The following is a 26,840-nucleotide window of genomic DNA, read 5'->3' as shown; positions in this document are numbered from 1 at the left end:
GCCTGACCACACCGGGCGACCAGCAATGGCTGTGGGCTTACGACGAGCTCGGCAGCGTGGTCAGCCTCACTGACCCGCAGGGCCGGAGCCAGCAGTTCAGCTACAGCGAACAGGGCGATTTACTGGCTCATATTCTTCCCGGCGGCGCGACCTGGCGCTGGAGCCATGATGCCCTGCACCAGGTGCGGGAAACCACTGCCCCGAATGGCGGTATCACACACACAGAACAGGATATGCTGGGCCGTCTGCTGAGTGTCAAAGACCCGCAGGGCTTCACCACGCAGTTCCGCCACAGCAAAAAACATGCCGGGCCACAGGGTAGCATCGAGGAAATTAACCGCCCCGACGGTGTGCGCGAACTGATGCGTCAGAACAGTGAAAAACTGCCCGAAAGCTTCACTGACGGGGAAGGAAAAACCACCCGTTATGAATACGGTGCATTCGACCTGCTGACGGCGGTGATACGCCCGGACGGTGAACGGCTGGAATGCCGTTACGATAAACTCACCCGCCTGACTGAAATCACCAACGCCGCCGGTGAGCACTACCGTCTGACCTACGACAAAGCCGGGCAACTTATTGCGGAAACCGACTTTACCGGCAGAACGCTGAATTACCGCTACGACGCCGCAGGCCGCTGTATCTGCACTTCTTTCCCGGATGGCGCCCACCTTAACCGGGTATATAACGTCACCGACCAGGTCGTACGCGAAAACGTCACTCAGGGCGACAGCACCCGCGTACTCAGTGCCACCCTCTTCCGCTATGACACCCTCTGCCGTCTGGTCGAAGCAAAGAATGACGATGCTACCGTCAATTATGAATATGATGAGGCCGGTCGCCTTACTGCCGAAATTCTCAACGGCCGACGCACTGAATATACATGGGAAAAAGAACGCGACTATATCTCACAACGCACCACTGAAGGACTCACCGAACACTTCACCCGTGGATTAATGGGAGAGCTGACACAGTGGCAGATAGCAGACCATGCGCCACTGACCTTCACCCACGACCTGCGCGGCCACGAAATCACCCGACAGAGTGACACCGGCTTCCGCCAGCAACTGGGTTACACACCAACCGGGATGCTGACGCAGCAGCGCGCCGGCAGTAACACTGAACCAGACGCCCGCAATAAAGACCTGCAACGTCAGTGGCTGTACGACAAGGCTTACAACCTGACAATGATTGCCGACTCACTGCGCGGTACCGCAGTTCACACCCTGACCGCGAACGACCAGATAAGCCACTCCACCTGGACCAGCAGCAGTGTGCCAATGCGCGAAGAACGCTTCACCTATGACCAGAACCTCAATATCACCCGCCGCCAGACCTGGGTGAATGACGTACTGGAAAGCGAAGCCTACCAGCAACAGCAGCATAGCCGGGTCGCATCGCGCGAGCACAAAGCCTGGCGGCACACCACCTCACGCATCAACCCCGACAGCGGGAAACCGGAAGACGGGAAATTTGTCCGGGTGGTGAACGAACACAACATCACCTGGAAATATGATGTTAACGGTCGTCTGGTGGATAAAGGCGGTTACCGCCCTCTCCAGTGGCGCTACCGCTGGGATGCCCGAAGCCAGCTCACCGCGCTGGAAACCCCGGACGGCGAACGCTGGGAATACCGCTACGACCCGTCTGGCAGGCGCATCAGCAAACGTTGCACTAACCGCGAGAAAACCGGTTATGACTTCCACTGGAATGGCGACCAGCTGACCAAAGAAATCCCGGTGTATGCCGGTGGCACTCCGGCATATGACGACAGTATTCGCTGGATTTACGAGCCAGGCAGTTTCACACCACTGGCGCGTTATGAGAAAGGACAGTTGCACTATGCCGTCACAGACACTGTCGGTCGTATTCAGGAATTACTGACCGAAGACGGCACCATCGTCTGGCGCGGCAGGCAACAGCTCTGGGGTCGTGAAGAAAGTGCTAACGATGACAACCTGAGTTGCAGACTGCGCTTTCCGGGGCAATACGAAGACACAGAATCCGGCTTGCACTACAACCGCTTCCGTTACTATGATAGTGAGACGGGGCAGTACATTTCGGCAAACCCGATAGGGCTGGCGGGGGGAGTGAATCCTTACGGATATGTGCATAATCCGCTGGGGTGGATAGACCCGCTGGGGCTAGTTTGTGTTTGTCCTGATAAAGCTAATCGCGAATTAGATGCTGGTGCGAATAAAGTAACAGTCAGATCTCGAAGCGATGCTGAACAATTATTCTTAGATCGATATGTTGGCGATGGTTATAAAAATATGACTGGAGAAAGTGGGCCTAGCACTAAGAATTTAATGGATTTCCTGACGAATAAGAATACCAAGGCCGGAACCTATCATTGGGATGATATTATGGATCCCCATAATCCAGGCAGAGTATCAGGCCACGGCATTGGCAATCCTGATGGTGACCTCCCTCATCTTCAGGTTCATCAGAACGATGGGAAAATAATACACATATTCTTCCCTTGGGAATAAATTTGATATGAAAAATAAAAATATCGATGCATTATTACGTGGTAGAACCCTTCTTTTGGAGATTACACCTGATAATGAAATTTGCAGAGCCTGGATTGAGCTTTCACTCCAGGATAAGCTAAAACCATCTTATCCCTTTAGAACAGATGATTATGCAATGCTGGGGCATTCACCATACTCCAATTATTGTGATCTTGATTCTGCAGCATTTAAATTAAGAAAGTCTTCTTTCCTAGCATCTGATATTGAAAATGAATTTGACCCATCTTATGATGATGTTGGAAATTACATAGAAATCAATACACTCGATGAGCTAAATAAATATATCGATGATAATAATTTATCTTTGGATGATTTTGTTGATTCATCAGATGTTAATGATTATCCATTGTAATTTTCATACCGGAAAAATCATCCCGACCTTTCCTGCTTTTTCATTTAACTCGCTATGCCCTGTAGTACCGATTTAATATTCAGATTAGCCAGCTTAATATCCCGCAATTGCTGACGCAGCGCTTCCTGCTCATGTTTCAGCATATCCACTTCTTCGCTGTCTTTAATAATCACAATGCAGCTGTCAGCTATTTTAACAGTGAAATGTGGGTACTCGGCTGCATGTCGAGGATGCTCAAACACTGGAAGTACGACCGGTTCAGTTTGATAAAGCCGCCTACGAGAAGCTGTTTTATCCGACAATCTAACGCCGCAAACTAGCCGGTAAAGACCTCGACCGCGTTCTTGCCACCTTTCTTGGCGCGATACATGGCCTCATCGGCAAAGTGCAGCAAATCATGCACGTTATCGGCCAGGTCTGGGTAAATCACCACACCAATGCTTGATGAGATATCCAGCGCTACGCCATTATCCATCACAAAAGGTTGTTCCAATAAAGCACGGATCCTTTCCGCTACCCTCACCGCTTCGTCCAGACTTTGGGCTTCAGGCAACAGGACGACAAACTCATCACCTCCAATGCGTGAGACGATATCGGACGCGCGTAGTACGCTACTCATGCGAGATGCAGCCTGAGTAAGCAGCCAGTCACCGGTCTTGTGCCCATGCAAATCATTTACTGCCTTGAATTTGTCGAGATCAATGAAAAGCAGCGATAACTTCTGCTGTTTCAATTTCGCCTGAGCAAGCGTTTTGCCAAGGCGTTCTTCTAACATACGGCGGTTAGGCAACCCAGTCAGTTGGTCGAAAAATGCCATTTTTCGAATGGCATCCTCAGCGGCCTTTCTTGCCTCTGTTTGTTCATGCAGTTCGGTGACATCCGTGGACAAGCCAATCACCGCAGGAAGTTGATCCGGTATTCTCACCAGCTCTTTTATCGTCGAAAAGTAGCGGCGTTCCCCTTGCGGGTTAATCATCATCTCAGTACAGAGTTGCCTATTGCCAGTCTCTAGCACCTGTTTGTCCGTCGCCCAGAAATCATCGACTAACTTTTGCGGAAGAATATCCTTATCCCGGCGACCGATTATCTGTTCCACAGGAAGCCCAAACAGCTCGGCAGTTTTCGAATTAACATAGCTGAAACGTCGATCGCTGGTCTTTAAGTAAACACAGGCATCCACGGAGTTGAGAACCAAATCCAGCAGGGTACGCTGGGCCTTATTCTGGCGAAAAATATCCATCAACAGCACTTGCAAGAAACTGACGCAAATAAAAACAAATACCGAAATCGCCACCTGTATTCGCCACTCGAACAGGTATTCATTCGGGCTTTCGCCCACCAGCTGCATCCATTGACCAAGATGCAGTGGAGTTAACACCACCAGCCTTTCCACACCGTCAACTGGAGACTGGTAATACTTCACGTCCGGCCCATAACGTGTGTTTTGAAAATATCTGTCTCTGATGGCTGGCAGCGCCAAACTATGTTCCTCAACGGGAACACGTGAATAAGCATAGCGATACAGGACCTGCCGGGTGTGGTTATCAAAAATTGATAACACACCGTTTTTGCCCAGATCGAATCCCCGAGCGGTATCCGCGTAAAGCAGCATAGACAAACTACGCGGGCTGGTATAACCAATTACGCTGCCCAGCGGCCGTCCTTCAGGAGATGTCATCATGTGGTACATAATCATGCCGTTGCCCCCCATTTCGGGAACATACTGCCGGGATACAAAAAAGGTAGAATTCGTTCCGCCACGCTGAAAAGTTTTAAATTGCGGTAAATCCCTGAAGGACTGTGTCGCGAAGACACTGGGAGGCAGGATCAATTCCAACGGGACAACAGACTCAGACGCAATAATCTTGCCAGTCCTATCCAAAACTATGATGGAATCCAGCCCGGTTTGTTCCACTTCACCACGGATATATTCTTTCGCATATCTGAACTGTGCATCGTCCGCCACCGCTTCCCCCACCGAAGCAAGTTGGTAGCTAATCGTCCTTTCAAGTTGTTCAAAACCCCGCAAGTGCATCGACGACACATTTCTCAATGACTGCACCACACCAGATTCAATCCAGTTGTGCGACAAGTACAAGTAAATGACTAAACCACCGGCCTGAATGAGCATCACTAAAACCAGTACCCAGCGCTTTTCACCCAGGTTTGATAACACCCGACTCAGATATGATGTAAGGCTAGTCGCAAACACATTCATACAACCATTCCATGAATCCCCGATCAAATCAGGTTTTTTTAAGTATATATCACGAAGAGTATCAACAAGCTGCCAGCCGTAACCTACCGGCAATTGTGGGCGTTTTAATTTTTCCGAATGACTAATCTTGCAGGCATGATCTGACTACGAACTTCTTCGTTGTCGTTTTGTACGCGTTTAAGGATCCTTTGCCCCGCAGTGCGCCCAATTTCTCGAGCGGGTGTAGAAACCCAGGTCAGCGGTAAATCATCCAGTTCATCATCCATCACTTCAGCAAAGGCTGCCAACGCTACATGCCGGTCATAGTAGCTGTCGATGCTCCCTTCTCCACTTTGCCGCCCGGCTCGCAATAATCCGAACCATGCTCCCATCGCCACGGTACTGTTGTGGCAAAGCACAGCGGTAATCGTTGGATTGTGTTGCAGCAGTGTGGTAATCGCATCAGCCGCCTTTTTCTGGCTCGGCTCGCATTCGATGATCCACTCACTATGGAAAGGCAAACCGTATTTCAGCAATGTCGCGCAGTAGCCGCCGACGCGTTCGGCCCGTGTTAATGAAGAACCGTCACCACCCAGCCAGGCGATTCGCTGATGTCCGCGTTTGATAAGGTGCTCAGTCACGAGTTGCGCAGCCTGCATATTATCAGGCCTGATGATATCGGCCTCGTCGAGATAACTGGCGCGGGAGGCAAAAACTAGCGGCAGATTTTTTTGTTCCGCAATGACACGCATATCCGCGCCCTGCTCAGCAGCACCCGCCACGATAATACCGTCAACGCCTTGAGCGACCAGCATGTCGAAACAACGCTGCATATGCTGACCTTGTGCACCACTTTGCGTCAGGAACAGCAACTTCCCCTGTTTTTCCAGCTCATCGGTCAGGCCAGCGGTCAGTTCAGCATAGAACGGGTTACAGAGGTCACGCACGATGAGGCCAATAACGCCACTTTGGCCACCACGCAGTGAAACCGCCTGGCGGTTGCGCACAAATCCTAATTTTTCGATGGCTTCGCTCACGCGTAACCCCGTTGCTGGGGAAATACGCCCTTTGCCACTGAGCACCAAAGAGACCGTCGTGACAGAAACACCAGCAGCTTCGGCCACTTCGTTAATCGTGATTTTCTTTTCCTGAGTCGTCATCGGCGAGACGAACCCTCCAGCAGTGATAAAACGTTTAATCTTAGCAGGTGTATTAGGCACTCTGCCGAGCTTTGAATCTGTGATACAGCACGCAATAAAGCTTGGTAAAACGTTTTATCATCCGCTTCGTTTTGTACTGCTACTCATTTATTAACCAAGGTTCAAGGAGTCGTTATGGCGGCTAATACAACACAAAAAATTACGCTTTGGGAGTTTTTTCAAAACCTTGGCAAAACCTTTATGTTGCCCGTGGCACTGCTGTCGTTTTGCGGCATCATGCTCGGGATCGGAAGCTCACTGAGTAGCCACGACGTGGTCACTTTGCTTCCCGCATTAGGTAACCCAGTTTTACAGCTCATTTTCGTCTGGATGAGCAAAGTAGGTTCGTTTGCATTCAGCTTCCTGCCAATCATGTTCTGTATCGCTATCCCTCTTGGGCTGGCGCGTGAAAATAAAGGTGTTGCCGCATTTGCAGGTTTCGTCGGTTATGCGGTAATGAACCTGGCAGTCAACTTCTGGCTTACCGCAAAAGGCATTTTGCCTACCACCGATGCCGCGATTCTGAAGGCAAACAACATTCAAAGCATCCTTGGGATCCAGTCAATTGACACCGGTATTTTAGGTGCAGTGATTGTCGGGGTGATTGTTTTCCTGCTTCATGAACGTTTCCACAATGTGCGTCTGCCTGATGCGCTGGCGTTCTTTGGCGGTACACGCTTTGTGCCCATCATCACCACGGTGGTGATGGGGCTGGTTGGGTTGGTTATCCCGTTAATTTGGCCAATTTTTGCCGCAGGCATTAACGCGCTGGGCAATATGATTAACAGCGCAGGTATGTTTGGGCCGATGATCTTCGGTACCGGCGAGCGTTTATTACTGCCGTTCGGTTTGCACCACATTCTGGTTGCGCTGATTCGCTTTACTGATGCTGGCGGCACCATGGATGTTTGTGGTCACAGCGTCAGCGGCGCATTGACCATCTTCCAGGCTCAACTGAGTTGCCCAAGCGTTCACGGCTTCTCTGAAAGCGCCACCCGCTTCCTGTCACAGGGTAAAATGCCAGCCTTCCTTGGTGGTTTACCTGGTGCTGCATTGGCGATGTACCACTGTGCTCGCCCAGAAAACCGCCATAAAATTAAAGGGCTGCTGATCTCTGGCGTGATTGCTTGCGTCGTTGGTGGCACCACAGAACCACTGGAATTCCTGTTCCTGTTTGTTGCTCCAGTGCTGTACGTCATCCACGCATTGCTGACTGGCCTTGGCTTTACCATTATGGCGGTGTTGGGCGTGACTATCGGCAATACCGATGGCAACATCATCGACTTCGTAGTGTTCGGGATCCTGCATGGCCTGGCGACTAAATGGTACATGGTGCCAGTCGTCGCAGCTATCTGGTTCGGCGCGTATTACGCCATCTTCCGCTTCGCGATTACCCGCTTCAATATCAAAACACCGGGTCGCGATGTTGACACTACCAGCAGCGCTGAAAAAGCGATTGCCGGTCAGGTTGGCAAGTCTGGATACAATGTTCCAGCGATGCTAGCCGCACTTGGCGGTGCGGAAAATATCGTGTCTCTCGATAACTGCATCACTCGTCTGCGTATGTCCGTAAAAGATATGTCTTTAGTCGACTCAGCCGCACTGAAGAATCTGCGCGCCATTGGTGTGGTTCAGCTTAACCAGCATAATCTGCAAGTGGTGATTGGGCCGCAGGTCCAATCAGTGAAAGATGAAATGGCGCATCTGATGCAAACTGCTCAGGCGTAAATCACGATGGGCGCTTCGGCGCCCATTTGTTGCGAGGTGATATGTTCGATTTTTCCACCCCCGTTGACCGTCACGGAACCTGGTGTACCCAGTGGGATTATGTCGCAGACCGTTTTGGTGCCGCAGACCTCCTGCCCTTTACCATCTCCGATATGGATTTCCCTACCGCTCCGGTCATTCTGGACGCATTACAAAAGCGTTTATCTCACGGTGTATTGGGTTATAGCCGCTGGAAGAATGACGAGTTTCTTGGCACGATTGCCCACTGGTATCAAGCTCGTTTTAACAGCGTGATAGATAAAGAAGCGGTGGTTTACGGCCCTTCTGTTATCTACATGGTTTCACAGTTGATTCGCCAGTGGTCAGCACCAGGTGACGCGGTACTGATCCATACTCCGGCTTATGATGCGTTTTACAAAGCCATCGAAGGCAACCAGCGCGAGGTCTTTAGCGCACCGTTGCATAAAACCGATGGCGGCTGGATGTGCGATATGACAGCACTCGAGGCGCAACTGGCCAAACCTGAATGCAAAATCATGTTGCTGTGCAGCCCGCAAAACCCAACCGGCAAAGTCTGGACACACAGCGAACTGGAAACCATGGCCTTGCTGTGCGAACGCCACGGCGTCCGAGTTATCAGTGATGAAATTCATATGGATATGGTGTGGGAAGGAAACCTGCACACGCCATGGTGTGAAGTAGGCAAAGGCCAGTGGGCGCTGTTCACCTCCGGTTCCAAGAGCTTCAACATTCCTGCGTTAACCGGAGCCTACGGCCTGATTAACGATGCTCATGAACGTCAGCAGTATTTGAATGTGCTGAAAGGCCAGGATGGACTGTCATCCCCTGCCATTCTGGCGGTTATCGCCCACATTGCGGCTTATCAGGAAGGTGCCGCATGGCTGGATGAACTGCGCGCTTACCTGCAAAGCAACCTTCGCTATGTGGCCGATGCGCTAAACAGTGAGTTTGCGCAACTGAACTGGCAGCCACCGGAATCAACCTATCTGGCGTGGATTGATTTTCGCCCGCTGGGTATTGATGACAACGCGCTGCAAAAAGTGCTGATCGAACAGCAAAAAGTCGCCATCATGCCGGGATATACCTACGGCGAAGAAGGCAAAGGTTTTGTGCGCCTGAATGCCGGTTGCCCACGAGTTAAGCTTGAAGAAGGTGTGAAGCGCCTGATTGCGGCAATCAAGTCGCTGCAATAAACGTCTGGGGAGGCAACTCCCCTTTTTATTTGCGCAACGTAGCTTTTTGGACACATTTGTTTTTATAATCTATCGCACTTTAATCAATAAAAGAGTGCGACCATGATTGATACCACCCTGCCGTTAACCGATTTGCACCGCCACCTCGATGGTAATATTCGTGCACAAACTATCCTCGATCTAGGCCGCCAGTTTAATTTACCGCTTCCGGCTGATTCTCTTGAAGCACTTCGCCCGCATGTACAGGTTGTGGAAACCGCGCCTGATTTGGTCAGCTTCCTGCAAAAACTCGACTGGGGCGTGAAAGTCCTGGCCTCTCTTGATGCCTGCCGCCGTGTGGCATGGGAAAATATTGAAGATGCCGCGCGCAATGGCCTGCATTATGTCGAGCTGCGCTTTTCACCAGGTTACATGGCGATGACGCATAATTTGCCTGTCGCCGGTGTAGTAGAAGCGGTGATTGAAGGTGTCCGTCAGGGCTGCCGTGATTTTGGTGTTGAAGCCCGTTTGATTGGCATCATGAGCCGTACGTTTGGTGAAGCCGCTTGCGAAGCGGAACTGGATGCACTGCTGACTCATCGCGACCACATTACCGCGCTTGACCTTGCCGGTGATGAACTCGGTTTCCCTGGTAGCTTATTCCTGAATCACTTCAACCGTGCGCGTGATGCCGGCTGGCATATCACCGTTCACGCTGGTGAAGCGGCTGGCCCGGAAAGTATCTGGCAGGCGATTCGTGAACTGGGTGCTGAACGTATCGGTCACGGGGTCAAAGCCGTTGAAGATCCGGCGCTGATGGATTTCCTGGCGGAACACGGTATCGGGATTGAATCGTGCCTGACGTCCAATATCCAGACCAGCACTATCGCCTCGCTGGATAAGCACCCGTTAATCACCTTCCTGGATAAAGGCGTGCTGGCGACCATTAATACCGATGATCCCGCAGTCCAGGGTATCGATATTATTCATGAATATACAGTAGCCGCCCCGCAAGCGGGTCTGAGTGCTGCGCATATCCGCACCGCGCAAGAGAATGGTTTGAAAATTGCCTTCCTGAGTGCAGCAGAAAAGCAGGCGCTGATCGCTAAAGTTCGCGCCGCTTAATCAGCTAATCCCTTCGTCAAACGCTTGGGTCAGGAAACTGACTCAAGCGCTCTTTTTTCCTTCGCCGTTCTACGTGCATAACGCTGCGCCAGCACCGCACAGACCATCAATTGCACCTGATGGAATATCATTAGCGGCAGGACCATCATGCCCACGGCACTGGCCGGGAACAGCACGTTCGCCATCGGCACACCGTTTGCCAGGCTTTTCTTGGAGCCGCAGAACACAATGGTAATTTCATCTGTAGTGTTGAACCCCATCAACCGTGCCACACAGGTGTTAATCACCAGCACAATTGCCAGCAGCACAATTGAGCAGCCCAGAACAGCTAACAACGCCACCCCATTAACCTGATGCCAAATGCCTTCCACCACCGCTTCGCTGAATGCCACGTACACCACCAGCAAAATGGATGATCTGTCGGTCATGCTAATCAGTTTCTTATGTTTATCTACCCAACGGCCAATCAGCGGGCGCGACAAATGCCCCACCACAAACGGCACCATCAATTGCAGGATGATCTTGCCAATCGCGTGCAGTGTGTCGGTGGTGCCTTCCTGGGTGTTCATTAATGCCCCGACTAACACCGGTGACAGGAAAATACCCAAAATGCTTGATGCCGAAGCACTACACACCGCGGCGGCAACGTTTCCACCAGCAACCGAGGTGAAGGCGATAGCCGATTGTACAGTTGCGGGCAGCGCGCAAAGGTACAGGAAGCCCATGTACAAGGGTTGGTTAAGGATGGCTGGTGAAAGAAAGCCCATCGCCAGCCCCAATAACGGGAAAAGAGCAAAGGTGCTGAGGAAAACCACAAGATGTAGTTTCCAGTGCCCCATTCCTGCCACTATCGCCTCACGGGAAAGCTTTGCCCCATGCATGAAAAACAACAACGCAATCGCCGCAGTGGTCAGGTATTCAAATGCCGTTTTTACCGCGCCTTCGCAGGGAAATAGTGAAGCCAGGATCACCACAGCGATCATGATCAGCAAAAAAGTATCAATTTTCAGGCGTTGCAACCATTTCATCCGGCTTCCTTTGTTCGCTATCAATAATAATTGATGTTGTTTTTGATGGTGTAGGTTTCAACTTTAGGCGGTTTTGCACTTTCATTGGTGATGTTCAGCACGCACTCCAGTGGGTTGAAATGGCCGTCGTAATCACAGGATTGTTTGGCTAAGCCGATAGATTTACCGTTCAGTATGCTTTCTGCGGTGTAATCGAGCTTTTTCTTGATGTCACTGCCGGTTTTCGCGGTGATGGTGAGTGTGTCATCCTGCGATTTGGTGATTTTACCTAACGGGTAGCCATCAGCATCATAACGATAAACTATCGATGTCTTTTCACCATGCGCGGCAACGACAAAGCCATTATCGTCGGTTTCATAAGTGAGTGCCGCCTGGGGTAATTCCGCCAATTGGCATTTCCCCTGAAGTTTGACCCGTCTTTCATGGCTTATTGCATCAACATAATAATTGGCATTTAGCACCAGAGTGGCGCCGGTGTTGTTTTCCAGATCATGGAATTCAAGCTCGTTAAAACAGCCTTCTTCCGACACCAGCCCAACCACGCGTTTGATGACCTCGCCCTTGTCGTTGATCAATGTCTGGGTGAAATCTTTAACCGGCCCACGCAATGGATCAAAATCAAATTCGTTCGAAAAACTGGCCATTTCTGGCGTGTAAGTCAGCGTAATATTCTGATTATCACAGCCGGCAATAGACACTGCCAGCACACTGAGGATAATGATTTTCTTCACGTAAGTCCGGTCTCCGACTGGAATTGTTATATACATGATATAAGCAAATACAACACTTTACACTACAGCGACTATTCTTATATACCCGTTTGCATTCGAGTTGCAGCCAGGCGGCCAGGGAGCTTATCCCGATGAGCTTACTTAAGTAAGTGATTTGGGTAAGTGAGTGTAGCCAACACCCCTGCAGCTTGAAGGATGACGGGTATACATCATCCTCAACATAAGGAAGAGACCATGCAACGTTCAATCTGGCTGGGTGTGTGCCTGTTGGCAGCGACCGTTCCCGTGCTGGCTGCGCAGACGTCATGTGACAAAGTTAAGGCAGACATTCAGCAAAAAATCATTGGCAATGGTGTTGCGGAATCTGGATTCAGTTTGACGATTGTTCCGAACGACCAGGCCGACCAACCTGACGCACAAGTCGTTGGCCACTGTGCTAATGATACGCAGAAAATTCTTTATACGCGTACCAGCAGTGGCAATTCTCAAGCCAGCAGCACTGCTACACAAGACGGCACACCAGCCGAACCACAGTAATCGATTGCCGGGGCGGCATCGCCCCGCTTTATTTTCTCCGCTCAATCAGCTTTCATTCAACACTCCACACTTACTTTGACCCGTGTTAACAACTGCTACCTCTAAATGAGTAAAACTCATCCCCGCCGATAATATTCGCCTGATAAGCAATATTTCGCGTCCTCGCCGTTCGTAAAAAAATTAGAAACATCCATGACATCCCAACCAGAGATAACACGGAGTGAGTTATGTCGAACCAATGTTGCCATGATGGGATTTCCCGTCGAACCCTGATGAAAACCAGCGCCATCAGCGGGCTGGCGCTGGCTGTAAGTGGAATATCCCTGCCCTTTGGCCTGCGAGCCGCTGCCACTGCGGTGGGTGCGGCTGTTAACCCTGAGACAGAAGACAAAGTCGTGTGGGGGGCATGCTCGGTAAACTGCGGTAGCCGCTGCGCGCTGCGGTTACACGTGCGCGATAATGAAGTCACCTGGGTGGAAACCGATAACACCGGCGATGATATTTATGGCAATCATCAAGTCCGCGCCTGTCTGCGTGGCCGCTCGATTCGCCGCCGAATCAACCACCCTGAACGCCTGAACTACCCGATGAAACGCGTGGGCAAACGCGGCGAAGGGAAATTCGAGCGTATCTCCTGGGATGAAGCGCTGGATACCATCACCAAAAGCCTGAAAGGCACGGTGGAAAAATACGGTAACGAGGCGGTTTACATTAACTACACCTCGGGGATTGTCGGCGGCAACATCACCCGCTCTTCCCCATACGCCTCGTTGGTTGCCCGACTGATGAACAGCTACGGTGGTTTTCTTAGCCACTATGGCACCTACAGTACCGCGCAAATTGCCTGCGCGATGCCTTACACCTACGGCACCAACGACGGTAACAGCACCTCTGATATTGAAAACAGCAAACTGGTGGTGTTGTTCGGCAACAACCCTGCCGAAACCCGCATGAGCGGCGGCGGCATTACTTATTATCTGGAACAGGCTCGTGAACGTTCCAATGCGCGCATGATAGTTATCGACCCGCGCTATACCGATACCGCCGCCGGGCGCGAAGATGAATGGTTGCCGATTCGTCCGGGCACCGACGCCGCACTGGTTGCCGGTATCGCCCACGTACTGATTAGCGAAAACCTCGTTGACCAGCCGTTCCTCGACAAATACTGCGTCGGTTTTGATGAGAAAACGCTGCCAGAAGGTGCGCCAGCCAACGGACATTACAAAGCTTATATTCTCGGTCAGGGTGATGACGGCGTTGCAAAATCTCCGCAGTGGGCGTCCGTGATTACCGGTATTCCGGTAGACAAAATCATCAAGCTGGCGCGTGAAATTGGCAGCACCAAACCGGCGTATATCGCTCAGGGTTGGGGGCCACAACGCCAGGCCAACGGTGAACTGACTTCACGCGCTATCGCGATGTTGCCGATTTTGACCGGAAACGTCGGGATTAGCGGTGGAAACAGCGGCGCTCGTGAATCGACTTACACCATCACTATTGAACGTATGCCGGTGTTGACCAATCCGGTGAAAACGCAAATTTCCTGCTTTAGCTGGACCGATGCCATTGTTCGCGGCCCGGAAATGACCGCCAAACGCGACGGCGTGCGCGGTAAAGATAAGCTCGACGTGCCGATTAAGTTTATCTGGAACTACGCCGGTAACACCATTACCAACCAGCATTCCGACATCAACAAAACTCACGACATTCTGCAAGATGACAGCAAGTGCGAAATGATTGTGGTCATCGAGAACTTCATGACCTCGTCGGCAAAATACGCCGACATCCTGCTGCCAGACTTAATGACGGTCGAACAAGAAGACATTATCCCGAACGATTACGCCGGGAATATGGGCTATCTGATTTTCATCCAGCCTGCCACCGAGCCGAAATTTGAACGTAAGCCAATTTACTGGATAACCAGCGAAGTGGCTCGTCGCCTCGGGCCGGATATCTACCAGAAATTTACCGAAGGGCGTACTCAGGAGCAGTGGCTGCAATTTTTGTACGCGAAGATGCTGGTAAAAGACCCGCAATTACCCTCGTATGAGGCGTTACGCGAGATGGGAATTTATAAGCGTAAAGACCCGAACGGCCATTTTGTTGCCTACAAGGCTTTCCGCAACGACCCGGATGCCAATCCATTAAAAACCCCCTCTGGTAAAATCGAAATCTACTCCAGCAAACTGGCTGACATTGCCGCCAGTTGGGAGTTAGAAAAAGACGAGACCATCAGCCCACTGCCCGTTTATGCCTCCACCTTCGACGGCTGGGATGCGGCCGAACGCAGCACTTACCCACTGCAACTGTTCGGCTTCCATTACAAAGCGCGTACCCACTCAAGCTACGGCAACATTGATGTGCTGAAGGCCGCGTGTCGTCAGGAAGTGTGGATTAACCCGATAGATGCGCAGGCGCGTGGTATCGCCAGTGGCGATATGGTGCGGGTGTTTAATGGCCGTGGTGAATTGCGTATTCCGGCGAAAGTCACGCCACGTATCATGCCGGGCGTCACCGCAATGGGCCAGGGCGCATGGCACGAAGCCAATATGAGCGGCGACCGTGTCGATCACGGTTCATGCATCAACACGCTGACCACTCATCGACCTTCACCGTTGGCTAAAGGCAACCCGCAACATACCAACCTGGTCGAAATCCAAAAGGCGTAAGGAATAGCTGATGACAACCCAATATGGTTTTTATATTGATTCCAGTCGTTGCACCGGCTGCAAAACTTGCGAGCTGGCCTGTAAGGACTACAAAAATTTATCCCCGGACGTCAGCTTCCGCCGCATTTATGAATATGCTGGTGGCGACTGGCAGGAAGACAATGGGGTCTGGCAGCAAAATGTGTTTGCTTATTACTTATCCATCGCCTGCAACCATTGCGAAGATCCCGCCTGCACTAAGGTGTGTCCAAGTGGTGCGATGCACAAACGCGAAGATGGTTTTGTGGTGGTGAACGAGGATATTTGTATTGGCTGCCGCTACTGCCATATGGCCTGCCCATACGGTGCGCCGCAATATAATGCCGAAAAAGGCCATATGACCAAATGCGATGGCTGTTATTCCAGAGTCGCGGAAGGCAAGAAACCTATCTGTGTGGAATCTTGCCCATTGCGTGCGCTGGATTTGGCTCCCATCGACGAACTACGTAAAAAATACGGCGAGCAAGCCGCTATTGCTCCGCTGCCGTCAGCACATTTCACGAAGCCAAATATTGTGATTAAACCCAATGCCAACAGCCGTCCTTGCGGGGATAAAACCGGCTACCTGGCGAATCCAAAGGAGGTTTGAGATGGGAAGCGGATGGCATGAATGGCCGTTGGTGTTGTTTACCGTACTGGGCCAGTGCGTGGTTGGGGCTGTCATTGTCATGAGTTATGCCTGGAATCAGGCCAGTAATAACAGTGAGTTGCAGCATAAAATGTTACGCCCGATGTTCTTTATCTGGCTGTTGATGGGCATTGCGTTTATTGCCTCGGTGATGCACCTCGGCTCCCCGTTACGGGCGTTTAACTCACTCAATCGTATTGGCGAATCGGCTTTGAGCAATGAAATTGCCAGTGGTTCGGTGTTCTTCGCCGTTGGCGGTTTCTGGTGGCTGATTTCAATACTGAAGAAAATGCCTGCGGCGATTGGCAAAATCTGGCTCGTCATAACCGTGTTGTTGGGCGTGTTTTTTGTCGCGGCGATGACTCGTGTTTACCAGATTGATACCGTGCCAACCTGGCATAACGGATACACCACGCTGAGCTTCTTCCTCACCGTCTTACTGACTGGCCCACTGCTGGCGGTGCTGTTGCTGCGAAGCATCGGTTACGAATACCGCAGCCGTAGACTGGCAACAGTCAGCGTTCTGGCGTTATTCATCGCCATTGCGGTGATCGTTTTGCAAAGCAACGAACTGGCGGAAATCCAGAGTTCTGTGCAGCATGCCAGCGCGTTGGTGCCTGATTACGCCTCGCTGCAAGTGTGGCGCATTGCGTTAATAGCGCTGGGTTTAGGTTGCTGGATTTGCTCATTGATACGCCGCACACCAGCCAAAACATCCGGTTTGCTGCTCGGATTCATACTGGTGGTTGTCGGTGAATGTATTGGCCGTGGGATTTTTTACGGTCTGCATATGACAGTCGGCATGGCGGTAGCAGGTTAATTGATACAAAATGCGCGGAGCAATCCGCGCAACAAGGAAGAGAAAAATGTCTACAACGACACAAAGACTGGCGACCATCGCCCTGACCGGAAGAGTACTGGGTGCGCTGTATTATCAAGCTCCCACCAGCCAGGAAGTCGCCGCACTTTACGCCACACTGGAAGATCCGGAATGGGCGAAACAATGGCCGGTGCAGCATGAACAGCTGGATGCTCTCGCCCAACGCATGGCTGAGGGTTTCAGTTATGAACCAGAATCATTGAGCCAGGCCTGGCAACGCCTGTTTATAGGCCCTTACGCACTACCAGCTTCACCATGGGGTTCTGTATATCTCGATAAAGAAAACGTGCTGTTTGGTGATTCGATGCTTGAATTGCGCAAATGGATGCGCAAGAACGACATCGCCAATGAACAAGCGAGCAACGAACCGGACGACCACATCGGGATGTTGCTGATGCTGGCGGCGTGGCTTGCTGAAGAAGGTTTGCAGCAGAAAGTCGACGAACTGCTGGCGTGGCACATTTTGCCGTGGAGTGGGCGTTTCCTGGAGCTGTTTATTGCTCATGCCGAACATCCGTTCTACCAGGCATTAGGTGAATTGACTCAAATCACCCTGGCCGAGTGGCGCAAAGAGATGCTGATTCCGGTTGCCACTAAAGAGCTGTATTTCTAATAATTTTAGAAGCGGTGGATGACACTTGCGCTTATCCACCGCACAAACCAAAAGTTACGCCGTAACTTTAACTAATGCATTTTAAGACAATTCTTATCTCACCCTCGCAAGCGAGGCGGTGCAGGCCAAAGCATTAATTTCCTCGCAAATCATTAATCTGCTATTTCCCTCATTAGCTGGATTCCTTCCCCTCACATTGTTATAGGTCAAAACACCCTGCCGACACACGGCATAACAACAGGCGATCCATCACGTCGCTATAACGTGCACCCAGGGAGACACACAGCAATGCAGCATTCATCGTTCATAAAACGCACTTTTTTAGGCGTCATAGCACTGACAATCGTGCTCGGTTTACTCATCTGGGGCATCGGCCCCAACGTCATAAAAGCACGCCAGGTCGACTTATTGTATCTCGGGCAACAACACTTAATTTTGGTGTTTAACTCGATGGCGCTGGCCCTGTTAGTGGGGATCCCTGGCGGTATTCTACTCAGCCGTCCTTGCGCACGGCGTTGGGCTGAGTATGCGATGCAGATATTTAACGTCGGGAATACCTTACCACCATTGGCGGTGCTGGCACTGGCGATGGTCTTCATCGGGATTGGCGATAAACCGGCGATTATCGCTCTATTCCTCGCTTCGCTGCTGCCCATTGTCCGTAACACCTATTCAGGGTTGTGCGGCGTCCCGGCTTCGCTTATCGAAGCGGCCAATGGGATTGGCATGACCAAGGGGCAACGCTTGCGCCAGGTCGAGTTGCCCAACGCGTGGCCGGTCATGCTTTCAGGGATCCGCATTGCCACAGCCATTAACGTCGGCACGGCGCCGCTGGCTTTTTTAATTGGTGCCAGCAGTTATGGCGAGCTGATTTTCCCTGGCATTTATCTCAACGATTTCCCAACGCTAATTTTGGGCGCAACCGCCACGGCACTCTTTGCCTTGCTCCTTGATATTGCACTCGCGGGCTTAGGGCGCGTGTTAAGCCCCCACACAGCGGAATAACAATAATAAAAAGGAGATAACTATGATCCCGTTTAAACCGTTGTTTGCTGCATTAGCCGCCACACTATTCCTGGCGGGCGCAGCACGAGCTGAGCCGCTGGTTCTGGCAACCAAAAGCTTCACCGAACAACACATCCTTTCAGCTATGACCACGCAGTATCTGCAAGAAAAAGGGTTCCAGGTCACGCCACAGACCAACATTGCTACCGTGATTTCGCGTAATGCCATGGTCAACAAACAAGTGGATATGACCTGGGAATACACCGGCACGTCGCTGATTATTTTTAATCACATCAACAAACGAATGACGCCGCAGGAATCCTACGACACGGTGAAAAAACTCGATGCAAAACTGGGGATTGTCTGGCTGAAACCGGCGGATATGAACAACACCTACGCGTTCGCCATGCAGCGCAAACGTGCGGAAGCAGAGAACATCAACACCATGTCAGAACTGGTGGAAAAAATTGAACATATCCGCCAGACCGACCCTGATAACAACTGGATGCTCGGCCTGGACCTGGAGTTTTCTGGCCGTAGCGATGGCATGAAACCATTGCAGCAAGCCTACCGCATGCCGCTGGACAGGCCGCAGATACACCAAATGGACCCCGGACTGGTCTATAACGCAGTGCGCGATGGTTTCGTTGACGCTGGGCTGATTTACACCACCGACGGGCGAGTAAAAGGCTTCGATTTAAAAGTGCTGCAAGACGATAAAGGCTTCTTCCCAAGTTACGCTGTTACGCCTGTGGTGCGTAAAGAAACACTCGCCGCCAACCCCGGCCTTGAAGAAGCACTCAATACGCTTTCCGGTTTACTGAACAACGACGTGATTTCCACCCTGAATGCCAAAGTGGACATCGACCATGAAACCCCACAGCAGGTGGCTCGTGAATTCCTGCAGCAGAAAGGCTTGCTCTAAGGAGGCACCATGGAAACGTTGCACTATATGCTTGATAACGCGAGCTATCTCGGCAGTCTGACGCTGCAACATTTATGGTTGGTGTTAATGGCCGTGGGTCTGGCGATTGTGATTGGTGTGCCGCTGGGCATTTTAATCGTGCGTCACAAATGGCTTGCCACGCCGGTGCTGGGTATCGCCACCATTGTGCTGACCATTCCCTCCATTGCCCTGTTTGGTCTGATGATTCCGCTGTTTTCGATGATCGGGCAAGGGATTGGCGTATTGCCTGCCATCACCGCGGTATTCCTCTATTCCCTGTTACCGATTGTCCGTAACACGCATACCGCACTCGACAGCCTGCCGCCAGGTTTGCGTGAAGCGGGTCGTGGTATTGGCATGACATTCTGGCAACGCCTGCGCTGGGTTGAAATCCCCATGGCATTACCGGTTATTTTCGGCGGCATTCGTACTGCCGTAGTGATGAATATTGGCGTCATGGCCATTGCCGCAGTTATCGGTGCTGGCGGCTTGGGTTTGTTATTGCTTAACGGTATCGGCAGCAGCGACATCCGCATGTTGATCGCCGGCGCGGTATTGATTTGTGTTTTAGCGATTCTACTGGACTGGTTGCTACATCGTTTGCAATTAGTCCTGACACCAAAGGGGATTCGATAATGATAAAACTGGAAAACCTCACCAAACAGTTCGCTCAGAAGAATGGCCAACCTTTTAATGCGGTTGATAATATCAACCTGAATGTGCCGGAAGGTGAAATGTGTGTGCTGCTCGGCCCTTCCGGCTGTGGCAAAACCACCACACTCAAAATGATCAATCGCCTGATTGCCCCCACTGGCGGCAATATTCTGATCAACGGTAAAAATACTAACGAACTGGATACCGTGACGCTACGCCGCAATATTGGCTACGTTATCCAGCAAATCGGTCTGTTCCCTAACATGACGATTGAAGAAAACATCACCGTGGTGCCGCGCATGTTGGGCTGGGAAAAAGCCCGCTGTAAAGAGCGTGCCAGCGAACTGATGAGCATGGTGGCGCTGGACCCGAACAAATTTCTCCATCGTTACCCGCGAGAAATGTCCGGCGGGCAGCAACAGCGTATTGGCGTGATACGCGCGCTGGCGGCGGATCCTCCGGTACTGTTGATGGATGAACCTTTTGGCGCGGTCGACCCCATCAACCGCGAAGCGATTCAGAATGAGTTTCTGGAAATGCAGCGCCAGTTGAAGAAAACCGTGATGCTGGTGAGTCACGATATTGATGAAGCACTGAAATTAGGTGACCGCATCGCGGTGTTCCGCCAGGGGAAAATTGTGCAATGTGCCAGCCCCGATGAATTACTGGCTAAACCGGCTAACGAATTTATTGGCTCATTTGTGGGCCAGGATCGCACGCTGAAACGCCTGCTGTTGGTACAAGCAGGAGACGTCACCGGCCAGCAACCGACCGTCACCGCACGTGAATCGACTTCGTTACCAGAAGCTTTCTCGATCATGGATGACAACGATATGCGTTCGATAACCGTGGTCGACGATGAAGGTAAACCATTAGGGTTTGTGAAACGCCGTGAAACGCGGGGAGCCACAGGAGTTTGCGCAGATGTGCTCCACCCCTTCAGAGTGACCGGGCGCGCAGAAGATAACTTGCGTATCGTGCTGTCAAAACTCTACGAGCACAACATGGTGTGGATGCCGATAACCGATGAAGATGGTCGTTATAGTGGTGAGATTTCGCAGGATTACATCGCTGACTATCTCAGCTCGGGACGCACTCGTCGGGTATTGAATATTCACCAACCGTAGCAGGGTTTACTTCACATTGGTGGATGACGCTCGCGGTTATCCACCCTACAATGCTTGCTATGCACCGCTTACACCACTTCCCCGACATGAAAGGCATGCTACGGCGGCTAATATTCGCCGTCTGGATTGGTATCGCCTCAGCAATGGTGGTCTGGCTGTTTCGCCAGTCGATGTATTTCCTTGAAGGTCTTTTTTTAGGTGACCACAGTGGCAGCCTGGTCGCTGCTGCGGCGGCACTACCGCCCTGGCGAAGACTGCTCACCCCCGCGATAGGTGGATTGCTTGCCGGTACGCTACTTTGGGCATGGCAGCGTGCGACACGCCAGCGCCCTTCGGCTCCCACCGACTATATGGAGGCGATTGAAACCGGCGACGGGCGCTTAGATGTTAGCGCAAGCCTGGTCAAATCTGCCGCCTCTTTGATTGTTGTCGCCAGCGGCAGCGCCATTGGCCGTGAAGGTGCGATGGTACTGCTGGCAACCGTCTTTGCCTCTGTTTTCGCGCAGCGTTTCTCTCGTTCAGACGAATGGAAGTTGTGGGTCGCCTGTGGTGCGGCAGCCGGGATGGCCAGCGCCTATCATGCCCCGCTGGCGGGTAGCTTGTTTATCGCAGAGATTCTGTTTGGCACGTTGATGCTCGCCTCCCTCGGCCCCGTGGTCATTGCCGCTGTCAGTGCCCTGCTGATGACCCACTTGTTAAATGACGAACAAGCGCTGCTCTACACCGTGCGCGCACTCAGCGCTCCGCAGCCAGTTCAATATTTGCTGATGGCATCCTTCGGTATGCTCGCGGGGCTTGCTGGGCCACTGTTTCTCTGGCTTATGGCGCAAAGCAGCAAAATATTCCAGCGTCTGCATTTAAGCCCGCCGTGGCAACTCGCGTTAGGGGGATTGCTGGTGGGGTTGCTGTCGCTTATCACCCCGCTGGTTTGGGGTAACGGTTACAGCGTGGTGCAGTCATTTCTCTCGCAACCGCCTGCACTGCTGTTCGTGGCAAGTGTTCTGGTTTACAAATTGGCGGCAGTGCTGGCAAGCAGCGGTTCTGGTGCGCCGGGCGGCGTATTTACTCCGACGTTATTTGTTGGCGCAGCATTGGGAATGTTGGTCGGGCAGTGGTACGGGATATGGGCGTGGAGTGGCGATAACATTGCGATTTTGCTGGCATTAACCGGAATGGCAACACTGCTGGCCGCCACCACACATGCACCGATAATGTCCACGCTGATGGTTTGTGAAATGACCGGGGAGTTTACATTGCTCCCCGGCCTGTTGCTGTCGTGCGTGATTGCTTCAGCACTTTCGCGCTGGTTACGCCCGCAAACGGTCTATCGCCAGAGCGCCGCAAAGGCGGGATAAATCGATGTAATTTGCCAAATCACGCTGTTCGGCGCGTGGTAAATAAGGCAGCTCGCCCACCAGCGGCGCTGGCAGTTTTTTGCTTAATACATCAATGATTTCTGCGTAGTGCGCAAGGCCTGGGTTGATGCGGTTCGCCACCCAGCCAATCAGCGGTAAGCCATCATTTGCAATGGCCTGAGCCGTCAGCAAAGCATGGTTAATACAGCCTTCCTGAATACCCACAACCATCAACACCGGCAATTGTTCCTGAACTACCCATTCAGATAACGGGCGTAAATCATTCATCAGACTCCGCCAACCGCCAGTGCCCTCAACCACAACGTGGTCCACTTGCCCGGCTAAATTTTGCAACCCGTCAGACAACAGCGAATAGTTAATCGGGCAACTATGACTCACGCTGCTTTCTTCTTCGCTCAGCGCGATAGGATTAATAGCTGCATAAGGCAATTCAAGTGTGGAAACACTTTGCAGAACTAACGCATCTTTGTTGCGCAGGCCCTCTGGCGTCTCTTTACTTCCTTTGGCTACCGGCTTATAGCCGACAACACTTTTGCCGCTGGCTGCAAGCGCCTGCAACAAGGCGCGTGAAACCACAGTCTTCCCGACTGCAGTATCGGTACCCGTTATAAAGAAACGCGTAAGCATGACTAACTCCCAAGGAAATGCTGCAAATACCCGTCTTTATTTATTTGTAAGACGGATATGAGTGATTAGAAATTGAATAATTCAGGAGGGAAAGTCTAAAAGAATAGTGCTTCAGTCAGATTGAGATAGCGCAATTTTTAGTGGATCAAGCCATAAACATTAGCCTTGCAGCAGGCGAATCAATAACGAACCGTTATACATTGCGTCTTTTACCAGCGCTGCACCCGCCATGGTTCCACGGTGATTATACTGGGTACTTTCAACAATCATATGTTCACTATAAGCCGGTAACGACTGCTGACGAATGCAAGCGGTAATCGCCGGATGCAGAATTTCTGCGGCTCGATTAAGTGGCGAACCAATAAGAATTTTTTGTGGATGGAATAAGTTGACCATAATCGCCAGGATTCGACCGACGTTGGTCCCCACCCCAAGAATGATATCTTTCGCTAATAGATCGCCGTTTAACGCAGCATCACACAACGACTCAACGGTCAGTGGCTGGACATGCAGCATGCTGCCCATCGACTGGCTCATGCGCAACTGGGCCAATTCCAGCACACTGTCGATGCTGGCAATGGTTTCAAGGCAACCGTTATTGCCGCAATAGCAGCGTTTACCGTAAGGGTCGACCTGAGTATGACCAATCTCGACCAGGCTACTGCTGCCCGCATGAAGCAGACGCCCATCGGTAATCACGCCGGCACCGACGTTATTATCAATCACCACCTGAATCACATCGCGTGCGCCCTTAGAGGCACCAAACAGCCCTTCTGCCATGGTCCACGCGCTGATGTCGTGTTGCACATACACCGGCACGCCGGTGTAGTTTTCGAGGATCTCGCCCAAAGGCATGTCACAGACATCATAAAACGGCATGCGATGAACGATGCCGCGTTTGGTGTCGATAATCCCCGGCATGGTGATAGCAATCGCCGTAAGGCGTTCGAGTTTTTGCTGATGACGAATAAAGAACTGGTCGATTTGCGCGATTATCCGCTCAATGAGCGGCTGCTGGTCTTCAACCGCGAGCGAGACGGTATCTTCAACAATCAATTTGCTGCTTAAATCATGCAGACCGAGAGAGATTTCCCCACGGCTAATCCACACAGACAAATAGTGCCATGCTTCAGTTTCCAGCATCAGACCCACCGCAGGACGCCCCCGGCTACCGGGATCCTGGATTTCCGTTTCCTGCACCAAATGCGCTTCTATCATTTCACGAACAATTTTCGTGATACTGGCAGGAGCGAGTTGCGCCAGACGAGAAAGATCGATTCGCGACACCGGTCCATGGGTATCAATCAGACGATAAACTACGCCCGCATTGGTTTGCTTGATCTGATCAATATGGCCCGGTTGGCTATCAGCAACCACTTGCGACTCCCTTTATTTTCGCGCTTCGAAATAAACTTTGGGCTATGGTGAAACACTTCAACCAAAGGAGTCAAATATTTACCTAGGGTTGTGATTTACCGCACATATTACGGTGCTTTAAATGCCTTTTAATCGAGTTATTGACTCCGTTAGCAATGCGGAGATTCGAAGTGCTGCGGCAGACAACTCGCGATGTTTAGGCCACACCAGCCACATTTCTGATTGTGCCTCGGGTTCTTCAATGGGCAACCAAACCACTTCCGAGATCCGAACGCGTTTAAACGATGCAGGCAGGATCGAAACACCTAGCCCCGCGGAAACCAGGCCGATAATCGTCATCGCCTCGCCCACTTCCTGGGTGATAAACGGCGTAATGTCGTGACGTTGTAACAAACTAAGAATATCGTCATACAGGCCGGTTCCGACGTGCGGGTCAAAAAAGACAAAAGGCTCGTTTGCCAGTTGTTGCAGGGAAATCGCCGTACATTGGGCTAACGGATGGTCGCGATGCACCATCGCCATCAGCGGTTCCCTTAACACCAGTTTCCAGTCGAGAGTGTCCGGCAGCCGCGTATTGCGCATCAGCCCCAGTTCAAGCTCACCTTCATTCAGCGGTGCAATTTGCGCACGTGTGTTAATTTCCCGCATCTGTAAATGCACATCGGGATAACTGCGGCGAAATGTCGACAGGCTGTCAGAGACGGTTTTGATAAACGGTGCCGATGAGGTGAAACCAATGCGTAATTCGCCTGTTTCACCGTGATGCAGCCGGGCGGCGCGGGCGGCGGCGCTTTCAACCTGGCTTAAAATCTGCCTGGCATCGAGCAAAAACTGATCACCCGCCGCGGTTAGGCTCACGCTGCGGTTGGTTCGCGCCAGTAAACGCGCCCCGACTTGTTGTTCCAGAATTTGTATTTGCTGGCTCAGGGGCGGCTGTGAGATTCGCAGACGTGCAGCGGCACGGCCAAAATGCAGCTCTTCAGCCACCGCAACAAAGTAACGCAGGTGGCGCAATTCAATATTCATATTTTAAACATATCAATTGAGATTATTAATATATTAGACAGAACATTCCCGATTTTCTACTCTGAAAAGAAGACTTCAAAAGTGCACTAAGGATCGATTTTGAGCCGTACAACCCTCGTCAACACCGCTCCGGCAGAAGATGTAGACGACAGACTTCCCCTCCAGCCGGCAATTTATATTAAACGGGGTTCACCCCAATTCATGCGCGTCACCCTGGCGCTATTTTCTGCCGGACTTGCCACCTTTGCGCTGCTTTATTGTGTGCAACCCATTTTGCCCGTGCTGTCGCATGAATTTGGCGTATCCCCCGCCAGTAGTAGTATTTCGCTGTCAGTTTCTACCGCCATGTTAGCCGTTGGGTTGTTATTCACCGGGCCACTTTCTGACGCCATTGGCCGCAAACCAGTCATGGTAACGGCGTTGTTGCTCGCCTCAAGCTGCACACTGCTCTCCACTATGATGACCAGCTGGCACGGCATATTAGTGATGCGCGCCTTGATTGGGCTATCGCTCAGCGGCGTCGCCGCGGTGGGTATGACCTATCTGAGTGAAGAAATTCATCCGAGTGTCGTGGCCTTTTCGATGGGTTTGTACATCAGTGGCAACTCGATTGGCGGCATGAGTGGCCGCCTGTTAAGCGGTGTGCTGACTGATTTGTTTAACTGGCGCATTGCGGTCGCCGCCATCGGCTGCTTCGCCCTTGCCTCAGCCTTAATGTTCTGGAAGATATTGCCTGAATCGCGGCACTTTCGCCCTTCTTCATTACGCCCGAAAACGCTGTTTATTAACTTCCGTTTGCACTGGCGCGACAAGGGGTTACCGCTGTTATTCACCCAGGGATTTTTGCTGATGGGCGCGTTTGTCACGCTGTTTAATTACATTGGTTATCGCTTAATGCAAGGGCCGTGGTATTTGAGCCAGGCGGTGGTGGGCCTACTGTCGGTAGCTTACTTAACCGGAACCTGGAGTTCGCCAAAAGCCGGGGCAATGACCGCCAAATTTGGCCGTGGCCCGGTGATGATTTTCTCCACTGCGGTAATGTTGCTCGGGCTGGTATTAACCGTGTTTTCACCGCTGGCGATTATTTTCATTGGGATGCTGCTTTTTTCTGCCGGATTCTTCGCTGCACACTCGGTCGCCAGTGGCTGGATTGGCCCACGGGCGAAACGCGCGAAAGGGCAAGCCTCATCGTTATATTTGTTTAGCTACTACCTTGGTTCAAGCATTGCCGGGACGCTCGGTGGCATCT

Annotated in this window: 24 protein-coding genes; 16 read left to right on the top strand and 8 right to left on the bottom strand. The window is 51.7% G+C overall.

The features are described 5' to 3' along the window. A partial coding sequence (locus MES37_RS14980) for an RHS repeat-associated core domain-containing protein (RefSeq protein WP_337927081.1) occupies positions 1-2,492 on the top strand: 2,492 nt, incomplete at its 5' end. 7 nt (positions 2,493-2,499) lie between these two features. Next, the gene (locus MES37_RS14975; RefSeq protein ID WP_237931883.1) at positions 2,500-2,886 is read left to right on the top strand and encodes a hypothetical protein; all 387 of its coding nucleotides are present in this window, start codon (positions 2,500-2,502) and stop codon (positions 2,884-2,886) included. 44 nt (positions 2,887-2,930) lie between these two features. On the opposite strand, the gene MES37_RS24750 is transcribed toward MES37_RS14975, so the two are convergent. The 3 genes from MES37_RS24750 to MES37_RS14965 all read right to left on the bottom strand — a co-directional run bounded on the left by MES37_RS24750 (position 2,931) and on the right by MES37_RS14965 (position 6,243). Beyond that, on the bottom strand, positions 2,931-3,059 hold the full coding sequence (locus MES37_RS24750; RefSeq protein WP_273694239.1) for a hypothetical protein: 129 nt from the start codon (positions 3,057-3,059) through the stop codon (positions 2,931-2,933). A gap of 143 nt (positions 3,060-3,202) precedes the next feature. Further along, positions 3,203-5,104 (bottom strand): diguanylate cyclase, encoded by a 1,902-nt coding sequence (locus MES37_RS14970; protein ID WP_237931881.1) that lies wholly within the window; start codon positions 5,102-5,104, stop codon positions 3,203-3,205. Positions 5,105-5,208: 104 nt separating this feature from the next. Beyond that, positions 5,209-6,243, bottom strand: a complete 1,035-nt coding sequence (locus MES37_RS14965) for a Mal regulon transcriptional regulator MalI (RefSeq protein WP_064547234.1) — start codon at positions 6,241-6,243, stop codon at positions 5,209-5,211. Positions 6,244-6,417: 174 nt separating this feature from the next. On the opposite strand from MES37_RS14965, the gene malX reads away from it, so the two are divergent. From malX to add, 3 genes are all read left to right on the top strand, one after another. Then, positions 6,418-8,010 (top strand): maltose/glucose-specific PTS transporter subunit IIBC, encoded by a 1,593-nt coding sequence (gene malX, locus MES37_RS14960; RefSeq protein WP_064547236.1) that lies wholly within the window; start codon positions 6,418-6,420, stop codon positions 8,008-8,010. Between the two features lie 41 nt (positions 8,011-8,051). Further along, positions 8,052-9,224: a MalY/PatB family protein gene (locus MES37_RS14955; RefSeq protein ID WP_237931879.1), complete on the top strand. Its 1,173-nt coding sequence runs from the start codon at positions 8,052-8,054 to the stop codon at positions 9,222-9,224. A gap of 102 nt (positions 9,225-9,326) precedes the next feature. Next, on the top strand, positions 9,327-10,328 hold the full coding sequence (gene add, locus MES37_RS14950) for an adenosine deaminase (protein ID WP_237931877.1): 1,002 nt from the start codon (positions 9,327-9,329) through the stop codon (positions 10,326-10,328). A 29-nt stretch (positions 10,329-10,357) separates the two neighbouring features. On the opposite strand, the gene MES37_RS14945 is transcribed toward add, so the two are convergent. Continuing rightward, a complete protein-coding gene (locus MES37_RS14945; protein WP_133521342.1) occupies positions 10,358-11,356 on the bottom strand; it encodes a bile acid:sodium symporter family protein in 999 nt (332 codons plus the stop codon). Positions 11,357-11,376: 20 nt separating this feature from the next. Continuing rightward, positions 11,377-12,087 carry a YnfC family lipoprotein gene (locus MES37_RS14940; protein ID WP_237931875.1) on the bottom strand — a complete coding sequence of 237 codons (711 nt, stop codon included), beginning with the start codon at positions 12,085-12,087 and terminating at the stop codon, positions 11,377-11,379. Positions 12,088-12,321: 234 nt separating this feature from the next. On the opposite strand from MES37_RS14940, the gene MES37_RS14935 reads away from it, so the two are divergent. The 10 genes from MES37_RS14935 to clcB all read left to right on the top strand — a co-directional run bounded on the left by MES37_RS14935 (position 12,322) and on the right by clcB (position 22,540). Next, the gene (locus MES37_RS14935; protein WP_064547248.1) at positions 12,322-12,624 is read left to right on the top strand and encodes a DUF1161 domain-containing protein; all 303 of its coding nucleotides are present in this window, start codon (positions 12,322-12,324) and stop codon (positions 12,622-12,624) included. A gap of 227 nt (positions 12,625-12,851) precedes the next feature. Continuing rightward, the gene (gene ynfE / locus MES37_RS14930) at positions 12,852-15,293 is read left to right on the top strand and encodes a selenate/tellurate reductase subunit YnfE (RefSeq protein WP_064547250.1); all 2,442 of its coding nucleotides are present in this window, start codon (positions 12,852-12,854) and stop codon (positions 15,291-15,293) included. A 10-nt stretch (positions 15,294-15,303) separates the two neighbouring features. Then, a complete protein-coding gene (locus MES37_RS14925) occupies positions 15,304-15,921 on the top strand; it encodes a DMSO/selenate family reductase complex B subunit (protein WP_064547252.1) in 618 nt (205 codons plus the stop codon). Between the two features lies 1 nt (position 15,922). Further along, complete coding sequence (locus MES37_RS14920; protein ID WP_133521339.1) at positions 15,923-16,780, top strand: dimethyl sulfoxide reductase anchor subunit family protein; 858 nt, start codon at positions 15,923-15,925, stop codon at positions 16,778-16,780. Positions 16,781-16,826: 46 nt separating this feature from the next. Beyond that, positions 16,827-17,453, top strand: coding sequence for a Tat proofreading chaperone DmsD (dmsD, locus tag MES37_RS14915; RefSeq protein ID WP_064547255.1), 627 nt, complete (start codon positions 16,827-16,829; stop codon positions 17,451-17,453). Positions 17,454-17,741: 288 nt separating this feature from the next. Continuing rightward, entirely contained in the window at positions 17,742-18,458 is a 717-nt protein-coding gene (osmY, locus tag MES37_RS14910; RefSeq protein ID WP_064547258.1) for an osmoprotectant ABC transporter permease OsmY, read from the top strand. Positions 18,459-18,480: 22 nt separating this feature from the next. Beyond that, the gene (gene osmX / locus MES37_RS14905) at positions 18,481-19,383 is read left to right on the top strand and encodes a glycine betaine ABC transporter substrate-binding protein (RefSeq protein WP_237931873.1); all 903 of its coding nucleotides are present in this window, start codon (positions 18,481-18,483) and stop codon (positions 19,381-19,383) included. Between the two features lie 9 nt (positions 19,384-19,392). Continuing rightward, the gene (gene osmW / locus MES37_RS14900) at positions 19,393-20,040 is read left to right on the top strand and encodes an osmoprotectant ABC transporter permease OsmW (protein WP_064547263.1); all 648 of its coding nucleotides are present in this window, start codon (positions 19,393-19,395) and stop codon (positions 20,038-20,040) included. Continuing rightward, complete coding sequence (gene osmV / locus MES37_RS14895) at positions 20,040-21,185, top strand: osmoprotectant ABC transporter ATP-binding protein OsmV (protein ID WP_133521336.1); 1,146 nt, start codon at positions 20,040-20,042, stop codon at positions 21,183-21,185. The genes osmW and osmV overlap by 1 nt, the downstream gene beginning before the upstream one ends. 59 nt (positions 21,186-21,244) lie before the next feature. Beyond that, complete coding sequence (clcB, locus tag MES37_RS14890) at positions 21,245-22,540, top strand: voltage-gated ClC-type chloride channel ClcB (protein WP_237931885.1); 1,296 nt, start codon at positions 21,245-21,247, stop codon at positions 22,538-22,540. Here clcB and bioD read toward each other — a convergent pair. The 3 genes from bioD to MES37_RS14875 all read right to left on the bottom strand — a co-directional run bounded on the left by bioD (position 22,493) and on the right by MES37_RS14875 (position 25,591). Next, positions 22,493-23,188 carry a dethiobiotin synthase gene (gene bioD / locus MES37_RS14885; RefSeq protein ID WP_064547268.1) on the bottom strand — a complete coding sequence of 232 codons (696 nt, stop codon included), beginning with the start codon at positions 23,186-23,188 and terminating at the stop codon, positions 22,493-22,495. The genes clcB and bioD overlap by 48 nt on opposite strands. A gap of 159 nt (positions 23,189-23,347) precedes the next feature. Then, a complete protein-coding gene (gene mlc / locus MES37_RS14880; protein WP_237931871.1) occupies positions 23,348-24,565 on the bottom strand; it encodes a sugar metabolism global transcriptional regulator Mlc in 1,218 nt (405 codons plus the stop codon). Between the two features lie 117 nt (positions 24,566-24,682). Further along, on the bottom strand, positions 24,683-25,591 hold the full coding sequence (locus MES37_RS14875) for a LysR family transcriptional regulator (RefSeq protein ID WP_064547273.1): 909 nt from the start codon (positions 25,589-25,591) through the stop codon (positions 24,683-24,685). Positions 25,592-25,690: 99 nt separating this feature from the next. Here MES37_RS14875 and MES37_RS14870 point away from each other — a divergent pair. Next, the coding region (locus tag MES37_RS14870; protein ID WP_237931868.1) for an MFS transporter at positions 25,691-26,840 on the top strand (1,150 nt) is incomplete at its 3' end.

Source organism: Buttiauxella sp. S19-1, from assembly GCF_022134725.1.
Taxonomy (GTDB): Bacteria; Pseudomonadota; Gammaproteobacteria; order Enterobacterales; family Enterobacteriaceae; genus Buttiauxella; species Buttiauxella ferragutiae.
This window is presented reverse-complemented; position numbering and strand designations above follow the sequence as displayed.